This window comes from Kitasatospora sp. NPDC023118, from assembly GCF_055560875.1.
Genome location: NZ_JBVHHW010000001.1, coordinates 83,798 through 96,607, shown reverse-complemented (window position 1 = coordinate 96,607; position 12,810 = coordinate 83,798). Strand labels below are relative to the sequence as shown.

The following is a 12,810-nucleotide window of genomic DNA, read 5'->3' as shown; positions in this document are numbered from 1 at the left end:
GGGCGTCGCGCTCAGAGCCTGACCACCCCGGTGACCGGCATCGCGTTGACGCTCTCGTACCGCACCTTGGCGCCCGGGTAGGGGGCGTGCACCATCACCCCGCCGCCGGCGTACATCCCGACGTGGTGCATGTCCCGGTAGAAGATCACCAGGTCTCCCGGCCGCGCTTCGGAGAGGCTGATCCGCTGCCCGGCGTACGCCTGGGCCTGCGAGGTGCGCGGCAGGGTCACTCCGGCCTGCCGCCAGCTGTAGTACATCAGACCGGAACAGTCGAAGGCGCGGGGCCCGGCGGATCCGTAGACGTACGGCGAGCCGATCATCCGCACCGCGGCGGCCAGCGCGGCCGCCCCGCGCTCGGAGGCGGCCGGGGTGGTGCCGAGGTCCAGCCGGTCGGTGCCGCGGGTGGCGCGCCGCTCGGCGTCGTTGGCGTCCTGGACGACCATCCGGGCCCGCTCGGCCGCGCCCAGGCTGTTGAGCAGCTTCTGCGCCTTGACCAGCCGCTGCTGGATCTGCTGCTTGTTCTCGACCAGCGAGCGCCGGGCCTGGTCCAGTTCGGCGAGCTTGCCCGCGGTCTCGGTGCGGCGCTGGTCGAGCCTGCGCTGACGGCTGACCAGCTCGTGCAGCGTCTCCCGCTGCCGCTCGGCGGCCTGCCCGAAGGTGCGGGCACGGGCGAGGTAGGACTCGGGGTCGCTGGAGAGCATCAGCTGGGCGGTCTGGGTCATCCCGCCGCCGCGGTACTCGGCCCCGGCCACGGTCGCGAGGTCCCCGCGCAGCTGGTTGAGCTGGTCCTGGCCGGCGGCGACCTCGCCCTGCAGGAGCGTGGTCTCGGCCTGGAGCCGCTTCTGCGCTTCCTGCGCGGCGTTGCACTTCTCGGACGCCTGCTCGGCCTCGTCGTACAGCTGCTCGACCTGCGCCTTGACGTCTCTGCGGTCGGGTGTGCCCGGTGCGCCGGGAGCGGCCTGGGCGCTGCCGCCGGCCGTCACACCCAGGGCCGTGGTGGCGGCCGCGGTCAGCACCAGCGCACGGACGAGCAGTTGGGAACGACGGTGCACGGACATGGCGGCAACGGCTCCAATCCTGCGGCGCGGCCCCGCGGCCGCGCCCCAGCGGGCGGCCGTCGAGCGGGAGTCCGGTGGCAGACGTTAGCGAGTCAGGGCAAGCGAGTCCAAACCCCTCCAGACCCGAATATTTGATTCCTAATCGGACATCCGCTCGATCCGTCGGAAAAGCCGCAGGCCCGGCCCTCCGTGATGGTGGGCCGGGCCCGAACGGCCTGGGCGGGGATCAGACCCGCACGATGGAGGCCAGCGGCATGTTGGAGACCGCCTCGTAGCGGACCGAGGCACCCGGCTTGGGCGCGTGCAGCACCTGGCCGTTGCCCGCGTAGATGCCGACGTGGTGGGCGTCGCTGTAGAAGATCAGCAGGTCGCCGGGCTGGGCCTGGGAGATGTCCGAGCCGATCCGGGTGCCGGCGCCGGCCTGCTCCTGCGAGGTGCGCGGCAGCGACACGCCGACCTGGTTGAATGCCCAGACCATCAGGCCGGAGCAGTCGAAGGAGCCCGGGCCGGTGGCGCCCCACACGTAGGGGCTGCCGACCTTGCCCGCGGCGGCGGCCAGCGCGGCGGCACCGTGCGAGCTGCCGGGGGCGGCCGGCTTGGCGACCGGCGAGGCCGAGGAGCCCGAACCCGAGCTGATGTCGGTGCGGCCGCTGTCGCGCGAGGCGCGGTCGGCGGCGGCCTGCTGCTGGGCGGCCTTGGCGGCGGCGTCGGCCTGGGCCTTGGCGTCGGCCGCGGCCTTCTCCTCGGCCTGACGGATCGCCTGGCGCTCCTGCTCGGTCAGGGTGTTGAGCAGGTCCTGCGCGGCCTTCAGCTTGTTCTGGACCTCCTCCTTGGAGGTCTTCAGCTGCTGGGTGGTGGACTCCAGCTCGGCGAGCTTGCCCTGGGCCTCGGTGCGGTCCTGGTCGAGCTTGCGCTGCTCCTCCTGGAGCTGCTTCAGCTGGTTCTTCTGGGTGTCACCGGCCTGGTTGAGCGCACCGGCCTGGTTGAGGAAGTTGTCCGGACTGGAGGAGAGCATCAGCTGGACGGTCGGGGATATGCCGCCGTTGCGGTACTGCTCACCGGCGATCTCGGCGAGCCCGCCCTGCATGTCGGTCACCTGGGCCTGCTGCCGGGCCACCTGGTCCTGCAGGCCGGAGACCTGCTTCTCCAGGGCCTGCTGCTTCTCCTGGGCGGCGTTGTACTTCTCGGTCGCCTGCTCGGCCTGCTCGTTGAGCTGGTCGACCTGCTCCTTGACCTGGTCCTTGGTCGGCTGCGGGTCGGCGTGCGCGCCGGACTGCGCGGAGAGGGCGACGGCTGCCGCGGCAACACCGGTCAGGATCGAGACACGGGCGCGACTGGCGGGCTTGGGACGACGATGGGACGCCACGAAGGCGGACTCCTTCTTCCTACGTCCGCCTACCGGGTGAGCTGACGGGTTCGGGCCGGAAGCATGCCCTACGACGCCTCACGGCCGTTCCATCGGCCGACCTGGCGCCGATTCACCCCGGAGGAACGTGGTTCCCCGGCTCCGCTCCGCAGCGCCCCCGACCACTGGGCTCCCCTGTCGGACAGTCGTTTCGACCTGCCCCGCTGTTTCGCGAACTCGACGGTAACCACCGCCGCCACCCCGGCTGGGTGATCGACAGTGCGGTGGTTCGAGGCACGACCCTAGTAACTGAACCGTGATCCGTTCAAATCCTTGTCAGAAAAAAGACGGAAGATTTCCCGTGTTCTTTTGTGAAAATGACCGATGGTGATCGCCGCCGCACGCAAAGCTGATCAGGCCTCATCAGCCGACCACGGAACGGGCAAACCCGAAGCGCCACGCCCGGCAGGAGGGTGGCGCGGATCACAGGGCCGGAACCCGGACTTTCGGGCGTGTCGGGCCGTCAGACCCGGCGGATCGTGTTGATCGGCATCGCGTCGGCCTTCATCACCTTCACCACGTCACCGGTGTGCGGCGCGTGGACCACCATGCCGTTGCCGATGTACATCCCGACGTGGTGCCGGTCACTGCCGTAGATCACCAGGTCGCCCGGCTGGGCCTGGTCCAGCGAGGGCACCCGGGTGCCGACGTTGCCCTGCTCCTGCGAGGTGCGCGGCAGCGAGACGCCGGCCTGGGCGTACGACCAGACCATCAGACCCGAGCAGTCGAAGGTGCTCGGCCCGGTGGAGCCCCAGACGTACGGCGAGCCCTGCTTGCTCATCGCCTTGGCGACGGCCACGGCCGCGTAGCCGCTGGCCGGCGGCAGGCTGCTGAGGTCGACCCGGGCGCTGCCGCGCGAGGCACGGTCGTCCTGCTGCTGCTGGGCCTTCAGCGCGGCGCGGTCGGCGGCGCTGAGCGAGTTCAGCAGGTCCTGGGCGGCCTTCAGCTTCTGGTTGACGTCCGACTTGGCCTGGTTCAGGTCCTTGGTGGTGGAGTCCAGCGAGGACAGGACGGCGGCGGCCTCCGCCTTCTCCTGGTCCAGCCGGCGCTGCTGGTCGAGCAGGCTCTTGAGCGCCTCGGTCTGGCTGGCGCTGGCCTGCTGGACGCTGGAGGCCTTCTCCAGGTAGCCGGACGGGTCGGAGGAGAGCATCAGCTGGACGGACGGGTCGATGCCGCCGGTGCGGTACTGGTCGCCCGCCACCTCGGCCAGGCCCGTCTGCAGCTGGGTCATCTGGTCCTGGCTGCGGGCCACCTGGTCCTGCAGCTGATCGGCCTGCTTGCGGAGCTGGTCGGCCCGCTCCTTGGCGCCGTTGTACTTCTCCGCCGCCTGCTCCTGCTCCTGCTGGAGCTGGTCGATCTGCGCCTTGACGTCGTCCTTGTTCGGCTGCGGCGCCGCGTGCGCGGCCACCTGGGCGGAGAGGGCGACCGCGGTCGCAGCGGCAGCGGTGAGCACGGAGACCCGCGCGCGGCTCGGCTGCTTGGGACGGCGGTGGGAGGCCAAGGGAGCGGCTCCTTCTTCCATCGGACTCACCTGATCGGATGAGATTCCGGAAAATAGGTTTGACGCCAGACCCTAGTGAAGATCTATCCGTTTTGCCACTCCCCCGAAGGCGTGAACTCCGGTCCCCACGCTGACTTCACGGGATCCGCACACCTCGCAAAACGCGCGCTGACCGGCCTTCACGCCGTCCGACCCGAGGTCAGGGCCGGGCCAGCCGGTTCAGCAGCAGCACCGAGGCCACCGGGCGCGCGCCCGCCTTCCGCACGCCCTCCGCGACCTCCCGGTCGGCGGACACCACCACCACCGGACGGCCCTGCGGCTCGGCCCGCACCAGACGACGGATCAGCTCGTCCGCGGTCTCCCCGGTCCGACTGAACCGTACCCGAACCCCGCGCGGTGGCGCCATGATCACCGGAACGTCCAGGTCCTGCCCGTCGAACACGCAGGTGACCTCCGCCTGGGTGCGCTGGGCCAGCATCGCCAGCCCGCCCAGCAGCCGGATCCGCTGCTGCTCCAACGGCAGCGTCGGATAGCCGGTCTTGGTCACGTTGTAGCCGTCCACCACCAGGTGCACCTGCGGGATCGCCAGCAGCTGGTCCAGCAGCGCCGGATCGTCCTCGGCCAGGCCGCGCCGGGCCACGTCGTGCGGCGAGGCCGCCCCCGGCACCACCGCCTCCACCAGGTCCGCCGGGCGGATCTGGGAGACCGGCAGCGCCAGCTCCCGCTGCAGCCCCTGCGCCGACTGCAGCACGGTGTCCAGCAGCAGCCGCAGCCGCATGTCCTCGACGCCGCGCCCCTCGCGGGCCGAACGGCGGCCCTGCTCGGCGGCGTTCTCCAGCTCGGACACCCGGTGCCGCAGCCGCCGCGCCTCGCTCTCGGCCGCGCTGCGCTCGGCCACGGCCTGCGCCTTCGCGGCCTCCAGTTCCCCGGTCACCCGCCGGGTCTCGGCCTGCGCCCGGCGGGTGTCGCTCTCCAGCGAGCGCACCTTCTTGCGCAGCGACTCGGCCTCCCGCCGGACACCCTCGAACTCCGCGCGCTGCCGGTCCAGGTCGCTCCGCGCGGCCGCCCGCACCTCGGCCAGCTCGGCCTGCAGCTTCTCCACCAGCCGGGTGGCCTCCGCGGCCGCGTCCTCGGCGCCCGCCCGCTCGGCCTCCTCGCCGGCCTCGGCGACCAGCCGGCTCCAGCCGGCCGAACGCACCAGGTAGGCGGCGGCTGCGACGTCCATCGGATCGGCGGCACCGGGAACGGTGCCCGACTCCAGCGCCTTCACCAGGTCCGGCTGGCCCAGCCGCAGCCGCTCCGCTATCCGCACCCGGAAGGCCGGCTCGGACTCCAGCGCCGCCGCCAGCGCGGTGGCCGCGTACTTGGCGCGCCGCGCGGGGGTGAACTTGACGTACTGACGCAGGCTCTGCGGCAGCTCCCCGGGCGGCAGCCCGCCCAGCGCGTCCGAGGCCAGCCCGACCACCCTCCGGCGCACCCCCTCGGGCAGCGGCCGGTCGAGCTTCTCGACCGCACGCTCCGCAGCGGCGTCGGCATCGCCGGACTCACCTGACTCACCGGACTCCGCGGTCTCCGGCGCAGCGGCCGCCGGGAGGGGGGTCTCCGTGCGAGGGTTCTCCGTGAGAGGGGTCTCGGACGGGACCGCCTCGGCGCCCGGCTCCGGTGCCGGCGCAGCGGGCTGAAGCCCCTGCGCTTCGGCGGGCTCCTTCGCTGCGTCCACCACGTCCTCGGCTCCGATCCTGGTCCAGCGGGTGCGGCCGCGGCCGCCCCTGTCGTCACGCTCCGTGCGTCTTGTCTGTATTGTCCCGTGCGGCGGACGGGCGCGTCGCGCACCGCCCACCACACCGGCGGGGATCAGCCCTACGCGGCGGGGGCCTCCGCGCCCTCGGCGCCAGGACGGGCCACCAGCTCGACCTGGTCCACCGCGTTGCACCAGCGGCAGCGCACCGACTCGATCGTCTCGCTGAGCACCTCGGTCTCCTCGACCTTGGATTCGCCGGCCAGGTCGAAGTGCAGGAACTCGGTCACCCGCGCGGTGCGGGTCACGTCGAAGCGGGTGAGGTTGCTGCACAGCGTGCAGCGCCAGCGCGTCTCGGCGGTCAGAGCGGGGACGGTCATCGGGGATCCTCTCGGCTGGTCCCTGGGTGGGCTAGGCGCTTCCCCCGGAGCCCCGGCGTCGGCGGCGGGAGGCGGGAATGCCCGCCCCAAGCCTATTGCCTGGGGCAACCACCACGACCACCGGTTGCCGGAACATGAGGGCTAGCCCACCTGCCGTAAACCGCCGTGTCACCTGCGCCGTCCGGAGGGATGCTTGGCCGCATGGCGCTCGCGGCCCCCGACCACACCGACGCGCGGGACGGCCGCCCGGCGGTGCCCGCCCCGGCGGTCACCTACGCCCTGATCGCGGTCAACACCCTGGTCTTCCTGCTCGGCCCCGCCGCCGGGCTCAACCCGCTGTACGGCCGGGACCAGGCCCGGGTCTGCGCCGAACAGAGGTACGAGCAGCGCTGGGGCGCCGTCCCGGCCGAACTGCTGACCGGACACCCGCTGACCGCCGAACAGCTCGCCGAGGCGCCCGACCCCGTCCCCGGCTGCCCGGCCGCCCCCACCCCGGGCAAGCACCCGGCGGTGTCCGCCCTCACCGGCCTCTTCCTGCACGCCGGCTGGCTGCACCTGCTGGGCAACCTGCTCTTCCTCTACGTCTTCGGTCCCACCGTCGAACGACGGCTCGGCCGGCCCAGGTTCCTCCTCTTCTACCTGGCGGCCGGCAGCCTGGCCGCGTACGGCTTCGCGCTCGCCGAGGCGCACTCGGCGGATTCCACCCGGGTCCTGATCGGCGCCTCCGGCGCGATCTCCGGGGTGCTCGGCGCCTATCTGCGCTTCCACCCGCGTGCTCGGGTGACCACCCTGGTCCCGCTGCTCCTCTTCCTTCCGCTGCGCTTCCCGGCCTGGCTGGTGCTCGGCCTCTGGTTCGCCCTGCAGTGGTGGTCGGTGCACTCGGCCGGGCCCGGGGTGGCCTACCTGGTCCACGTGATCGGCTTCTCGGCCGGCTTCCTCTACGCGTGCACGGCGGTCGGCCACCCCCCGAGACGCCCCCGCTGAGGCCCGATACGCTGGCGGCACCCCACAAAGGAGCCCGAACAGTGATCACCGCCATCGTCCTGATCAAGACCAGTGTCGACCGCATCCCGGAGATCGCCGAGGCCATCGCTGCCATCGAGGGCGTCAGCGAGGTGTACTCGGTGACCGGCGGCTACGACCTGGTGGCGATGGTCCGGGTGCGCCGCCACGACGACCTGGCCGAGGTCATCCCGGGCCGGCTCAACAAGGTCCCGGGCGTGGCCCACACCGAGACCCAGATCGCCTTCCGCACCTACTCCCAGCACGACCTGGAAGCGGCCTTCGCCCTCGGCCTGGACGAGTAGGGCTCAGCCCTCGCGACGCCCCCTGTCGATCTGCACGGTCGCCACACAACGGCCGCCCTCGTTGCGGTAGTTCCAGGCCGCGCCGTCCGTGACCAGCTCGCGGACGGCGGTCAGGAAGCGCTCGACGTGCTCGTCCGGGGTCCCGGCGCCGAAGCTCACCCGGATCGCGTTCAGGCTTCGCTCGCCCGGCAGCGAGGGCTCGGGCGCCCCGCACTCGGACGCGGGGACGTCCTCGTCGCCGAGCAGGGTGCGCACCAGCGGGTGCGCGCAGAACAGCCCGTCGCGCACCCCGATGCCGTACTCGGCGGACAGCGCGGCCGAGAAGTGCGAACTGTTCCAGCCCTGGACGACGAAGGACAGCACGCCCACCCGGGCCGAGCCCGCCCCGAACAGGTTCAGCACCTTGACCTGCGGGATCTCCGCCAGCCCCGCCGTCAGCCGCTCGACCAGCTGCCGCTCCCGGGCCTCCAGCGCGTCGAAGCCGGCCTCGGTCAGCGCCCGGCAGGCCGAGGCGATCGCGTAGGCGCCGATGACGTTCGGCGAGCCGGCCTCGTGCCGGGCCGGGCCGCTGTGCCACTGGACGGCCACCGAGCCGTCCACCTCCCGCGCCACCGTCCGGGTCGCCCCGCCACCGGCCAGGTACGGCTGGGCCGCGTCCAGCCAGTCGGAGCGCCCGGCCAGCACCCCGGCGCCGAACGGCGCGTACAGCTTGTGGCCGGAGAAGGCGATCCAGTCGACGTCCAGCTCGCGCACCGAGACCCGGTGGTGCGGGGCCAGCTGGGCGGCGTCCAGCACCACCCGGGCGCCGTGCCGGTGCGCCGTCCCGGTCAGCTCGGCGACCGGCCACAGCTCGCCGGTCACATTGGAGGCACCGGTGACGCACAGCAGCTTCGGCCCCTCGGGCGCCGCGGCCAGTGCGGCGTCCAGTGCGGCCACCGCCTCGGCCCGCGAGCGCGGCGCCCGCAGGTAGCTGACCTCCAGCCCGGCGTGCGCCCAGGGCAGCAGCGAGGCGTGGTGCTCGGTCTCGAAGGCGAACACCCGGGTGCCGTCCGGCACGGCGGCGGCCAGCAGGTTGAGCGAGTCGGTGGTGGCGCGGGTGAAGACCACCTGGTCGCCCTCGCGCAGGTCGAGGAACTCGGCGACGGTCCGGCGGCTCTGCTCGAACAGGTCGGTGGAGAGCTGGGAGAGGTACCCGGCGCCGCGGTGCACGCTGCCGTAGTACGGCGCGTAGGCGGCGACGTCGTCCCACACCCGCTGGAGCACCGGCGCGCTGGCCGCGTAGTCGAGCGCCGCGTAGCCGACCTTCTCCCCGCTGGCCAGCGGGACCTGGACATCGTGGCCCAGGACGGCGAGCGGCGCGCAGATTTCGGTGGAGAGGGACATGAGGATGCACTCCTTCAGGGATGAGGGACCCCGGGAGTGCTGGTCGTCGGGCGTCCGCGCTTGTCGCACGGACGGCTTGCCGAGCGACCCGGTCCTCACCCAGGGCACCCCGCCACGGACGGAGGGTTGCCGGACAGCAAGCTGGGGCTTGACGCTGTCACTCATGACCTGGCCAAGACTCTAGGTCGGGTCCGCCGAGTGGTCAAACAGTCATCCACCATCCGGACAGTGTTCTCGCCCGCTCGCCTCCGGGGCGCTCGAACCCGGCGCCGACGCTCGTCACTGCGGCGCTCGTACCTCGCTCGTCGCTCCTCAACTTTCGGCGCCGGCGCGCCCCTTCGGCTCGGGGCGTGTGCGCAGGGCCCGCACCGGCGAACCGGTACGGGCCCTCGACTTCCGCCTCAGCTACGGCTGGTGGCATCCGCCCAGCGCCGCAGCAGGTCCCGCGCGGCGCCCGAGTCGATCGCCTCCGCCGCCCGCGCCATGCCCGCGGCGAGCTGCTCCGTCAGCGGCGCGTCGCCCAGGTCGAGCGCCACCAGCGCCGCCGCGGTGTTCAGCAGCACGGCGTCCCGGACCGGCCCGTGCTCTCCGGCCAGCAGCCTGCGCGCGACCTCGGCGTTGTGGGCGGCGTCCGCCCCGCGCAGCGCCTCGATGCCGACCAGCTCGATGCCGACGTCCCGCGGGTCGAAGGAGGTCTCGGTGACCACCCCGTCGCGCACCAGCCACACCTGCGAGGTGGTGGTGATGGTCAGTTCGTCCAGCCCGTCGTCGCCGCGGAACACCAGCGCGCTCGCCCCGCGCCGGGCGAGCACCCCGGCGATCAGCCCGGAGAGCCGGGTGTCGAAGCAGCCGATCGCGTGCGAGGTGACCTTGGCCGGGTTGGTCAGCGGGCCGAGGATGTTGAAGGCGGTCGGCACCCCGAGGTCGCGCCGCGCGGTGGCGGCGTGCCGCATCGAGGGGTGGAACTTCGCCGCGAAGCAGAAGGTGAGCCCGACCTCCTCGGCCACCTCGGCCACCCGGCGGGCCGACAGGTCCAGCGCCACGCCGAGCTTCTCCAGCACGTCCGAGGAGCCGCTGGTGGACGAGGCCGACCGGTTGCCGTGCTTGACCACCTTGGCCCCGGCGGCCGCCGCGACGATCGCCGACATCGTGGAGATGTTGACGGTCTTCGCCCGGTCCCCGCCGGTGCCGACGATGTCCACCGCCGGGCCGGGGATGTCCAGCGGCTCGGCGTGCTCGTACATCGCGTCGACCAGGCCGGCGATCTCGTCGACCGACTCGCCCTTGGCCCGCAGCGCCACCATGAACCCGGCCACCTGGACGGGGGACGCCTCGCCGCTCATGATCCGGTCCATCGCCCACGCGGTGGACGAGCGGTCGAGGTCCTCCCCCTTCAACAGTGCCGCCAGGAGGTCCGGCCAGGTGCGGACCACCTGCGCGGGGTCACTACCGCCGTTCGCAGGGTTCACGTTCACCATGGCTGACTCCAGCTGTCGTGGGTTCCCCTGTACCGGGGACGTCCGTACGGATGGAGCCAGCCTATCGAGCGGTGGGGTTCCTACGGCGGTGTCTTCTCTAGTACTGAGACAACCCCGCTCAACGCGTGGCCGGGGCCCGCTTGGCCAGTCGCGCCCGCAGCAGGGTGGCGACCGCCCCGGCCAGCGCGACCGGGTCCACCGGGCGGGAGATCGCGGCATCGGCCCTGCTCCAGGCGGCCAGCCAGGAGTCCTGCGGCCGGCCGATCAGCACCAGCACCGGCGGGCAGCCGTAGATCTCGTCCTTGAGCTGGCGCCCGAGACCGAGCCCGCCGGCCGGCACCGCCTCGCCGTCCAGGACGCAGAGGTCGATGCCGCCCTTCTCGAGCGCCTTGAGCACCGCGGGGGTGGTCGCGCACTCCAGGTAGGACAGCTCCGGAAGATCCTCGGCGGGTCGACGGCCGAGCGCCGTCAGCACCTGCTCGCGGGTGTTGCGGTCGTCGCTGTAGACGAGGACGGTGAGCGTCTCGTCGGTCGTGTACGCCATGGACCCTGCTCCCTCAAGTGTGATCCGGACCACGTTCACCTGATCCGGATGCTACTCCCGTTTCCCCCCGTCCCGGGTCCCCCTCGCGCACGTTCCCGCTCAAGCCGCCACGCCCACAGCTCACCCGCCCGGAGGACGGCCCGTCACCCGGACCCGCCCAGACCACCCGGACGGCCGATGCGGCACCCTGTCCCCTACAACCCGACGCTGCGCCGACCGTGCAACGACCCGCCGGGCAAGGGGGTCGTGGGCCTCGCCAAGGAACCGTCAGAAAAGGGACACGCCGCTGCTCAGCCCCCGCCCGGACACCCCGTCGACCGCCAAGCGGGCATACCGCACGCACCGGACACTCCGAGGGACACCCCCCGACGTGAAGACGGAATAAGGGACCGACATAATGTCCGTCGTGGCGACAGCAACAGCAGTAGAAACCGGGCACGCGCACGGATCGGTCAACCGACCGAACATGGTCAGCGTCGGAACGATCGTCTGGCTCAGTTCCGAGTTGATGTTCTTCGCGGCCCTCTTCGCGATGTACTTCACGCTCCGCTCCGTCAAGGGAGCCGAGTTCTGGACCGAGAAGGCGCACGCCCTGAACGTGGGCTTCTCCTCGGTCAACACGACCATCCTGGTGCTCTCCTCGCTGACCTGCCAGCTCGGCGTGTTCGCCGCCGAGCGCGGGGACGTGAAGAAGCTCCGCATGTGGTTCATCATCACGTTCATGATGGGCGCGATCTTCATCGGCGGCCAGGTCTACGAGTACACCGAGCTGGTCAAGAAGGACGGCCTCTCGCTGTCCTCCGACCCGTACGGCACGGTGTTCTACCTGACCACCGGCTTCCACGGGCTGCACGTGACGGGTGGTCTGATCGCCTTCCTGCTGGTCCTGGGACGGACGTACGCAGCCAAGCGCTTCACGCACGAGCAGGCCACCGCCGCGATCGTCGTGTCGTACTACTGGCACTTCGTCGACGTCGTGTGGATCGGCCTGTTCGCGACCATCTACCTGATCAAGTAACCAGCTGATCAGGTCGCTGGCCACCGGCTGCGGCCCCCGCCCTCATCGGCGACGGGCCGCTTCTGCCGGTGCCGACGCTCCCACCGACCGACCGCGCGCGCAGCCTTGGAACAGGCAGCCTCGTGCCGGCCAGACCGGCCGCCGGGTGCACCCACCAGTCGACCAGATCCTGACACCGGGGTTATTCCGTGAAAAAGCTCTCCGCACGACGGCGCCACCCATTGGCGGCGCTGGTCGTCCTACTTCTCGCCCTGGCGGCAACCGGGGGGCTGTACGCCGCGTTCGCGCCCGCCGACAAGGCGCAGGCCGACGTCGCCGCGCAGTCGCTCGCGATCGATGAGGGCAAGAAGCTCTTCGCCGTGGGCTGCTCCTCCTGCCACGGCCTGAACGGCCAGGGCGGCAGCGACGGTCCGAGCCTGGTCGGCGTGGGCTCCGCCGCTGTCGACTTCCAGGTCGGCACCGGCCGCATGCCGGCCCAGCAGCCCGGCGCCCAGGTGCCGCGCAAGAAGAACATCTACACGCAGGCCGAGATCGACCAGCTCGCCGCCTTCGTCGCCTCCCTCGGCCCCGGCCCGGTGACGCCGGACCAGAAGCAGTACACCTCGACCGACCCCGAGGACATCTCCAAGGGTGGCGAGCTGTTCCGCACCAACTGCGCCCAGTGCCACAACTTCGCCGGCCAGGGTGGTGCCCTGACCAAGGGCAAGTACGCCCCGTCGCTGGAGGGCGTGGACGCCAAGCACATCTACGAGGCCATGCAGACCGGCCCGCAGAACATGCCGTCGTTCCCGGACACCACCATGCCCGAGGAGCAGAAGAAGCAGATCGTGGCCTTCGTCCGCCACACCACTAGCGAAGAGCCCAACCCCGGTGGTCTCACGCTGGGCAGCCTCGGTCCGGTGACCGAGGGTCTGTTCGGCTGGATCTTCGGTCTCGGCACGCTCATCGCGGTCGCGATCTGGGTCGCCGCCCACACCACCAAGGCCAAGAAGTCATGA

The 12,810-nt window shown here is 71.9% G+C and carries 12 protein-coding genes and 2 riboswitches; of the genes, 4 read left to right on the top strand and 8 right to left on the bottom strand.

All coding sequences use genetic code 11. From position 1 onward, the window contains the following. Positions 1-11: 11 nt before the first annotated feature. The 5 genes from ACZ3UD_RS00405 to ACZ3UD_RS00385 all read right to left on the bottom strand — a co-directional run bounded on the left by ACZ3UD_RS00405 (position 12) and on the right by ACZ3UD_RS00385 (position 6,082). A complete protein-coding gene (locus ACZ3UD_RS00405) occupies positions 12-1,058 on the bottom strand; it encodes a C40 family peptidase (RefSeq protein WP_465580573.1) in 1,047 nt (348 codons plus the stop codon). 226 nt (positions 1,059-1,284) lie between these two features. Then, positions 1,285-2,424: an NlpC/P60 family protein gene (locus ACZ3UD_RS00400; RefSeq protein ID WP_465580570.1), complete on the bottom strand. Its 1,140-nt coding sequence runs from the start codon at positions 2,422-2,424 to the stop codon at positions 1,285-1,287. A 10-nt stretch (positions 2,425-2,434) separates the two neighbouring features. Further along, positions 2,435-2,588, bottom strand: a riboswitch (cyclic di-AMP (ydaO/yuaA leader). A 338-nt stretch (positions 2,589-2,926) separates the two neighbouring features. Beyond that, positions 2,927-3,964: a C40 family peptidase gene (locus ACZ3UD_RS00395; protein WP_465580568.1), complete on the bottom strand. Its 1,038-nt coding sequence runs from the start codon at positions 3,962-3,964 to the stop codon at positions 2,927-2,929. 199 nt (positions 3,965-4,163) lie between these two features. Continuing rightward, positions 4,164-5,687, bottom strand: a complete 1,524-nt coding sequence (locus tag ACZ3UD_RS00390) for an NYN domain-containing protein (RefSeq protein ID WP_465580566.1) — start codon at positions 5,685-5,687, stop codon at positions 4,164-4,166. A 137-nt stretch (positions 5,688-5,824) separates the two neighbouring features. Further along, the gene (locus ACZ3UD_RS00385; protein ID WP_387623486.1) at positions 5,825-6,082 is read right to left on the bottom strand and encodes a hypothetical protein; all 258 of its coding nucleotides are present in this window, start codon (positions 6,080-6,082) and stop codon (positions 5,825-5,827) included. Between the two features lie 201 nt (positions 6,083-6,283). On the opposite strand from ACZ3UD_RS00385, the gene ACZ3UD_RS00380 reads away from it, so the two are divergent. Beyond that, positions 6,284-7,066: a rhomboid family intramembrane serine protease gene (locus ACZ3UD_RS00380; protein ID WP_465580564.1), complete on the top strand. Its 783-nt coding sequence runs from the start codon at positions 6,284-6,286 to the stop codon at positions 7,064-7,066. 41 nt (positions 7,067-7,107) lie between these two features. Beyond that, the gene (locus tag ACZ3UD_RS00375) at positions 7,108-7,389 is read left to right on the top strand and encodes an Lrp/AsnC ligand binding domain-containing protein (protein WP_030240061.1); all 282 of its coding nucleotides are present in this window, start codon (positions 7,108-7,110) and stop codon (positions 7,387-7,389) included. A 3-nt stretch (positions 7,390-7,392) separates the two neighbouring features. On the opposite strand, the gene ACZ3UD_RS00370 is transcribed toward ACZ3UD_RS00375, so the two are convergent. From ACZ3UD_RS00370 to ACZ3UD_RS00360, 3 genes are all read right to left on the bottom strand, one after another. After that, positions 7,393-8,772: an aminotransferase class V-fold PLP-dependent enzyme gene (locus ACZ3UD_RS00370; protein WP_465580561.1), complete on the bottom strand. Its 1,380-nt coding sequence runs from the start codon at positions 8,770-8,772 to the stop codon at positions 7,393-7,395. Between the two features lie 51 nt (positions 8,773-8,823). After that, positions 8,824-8,941: riboswitch (SAM riboswitch) on the bottom strand. Positions 8,942-9,173: 232 nt separating this feature from the next. Further along, the gene (gene trpD / locus ACZ3UD_RS00365; protein WP_465580559.1) at positions 9,174-10,250 is read right to left on the bottom strand and encodes an anthranilate phosphoribosyltransferase; all 1,077 of its coding nucleotides are present in this window, start codon (positions 10,248-10,250) and stop codon (positions 9,174-9,176) included. Between the two features lie 118 nt (positions 10,251-10,368). Then, positions 10,369-10,794, bottom strand: a complete 426-nt coding sequence (locus ACZ3UD_RS00360; RefSeq protein ID WP_465580557.1) for a response regulator — start codon at positions 10,792-10,794, stop codon at positions 10,369-10,371. A gap of 397 nt (positions 10,795-11,191) precedes the next feature. On the opposite strand from ACZ3UD_RS00360, the gene ctaE reads away from it, so the two are divergent. Further along, positions 11,192-11,812, top strand: a complete 621-nt coding sequence (gene ctaE / locus ACZ3UD_RS00355; protein ID WP_355673336.1) for an aa3-type cytochrome oxidase subunit III — start codon at positions 11,192-11,194, stop codon at positions 11,810-11,812. Between the two features lie 188 nt (positions 11,813-12,000). Further along, the gene (gene qcrC, locus ACZ3UD_RS00350; RefSeq protein ID WP_465580555.1) at positions 12,001-12,810 is read left to right on the top strand and encodes a cytochrome bc1 complex diheme cytochrome c subunit; all 810 of its coding nucleotides are present in this window, start codon (positions 12,001-12,003) and stop codon (positions 12,808-12,810) included.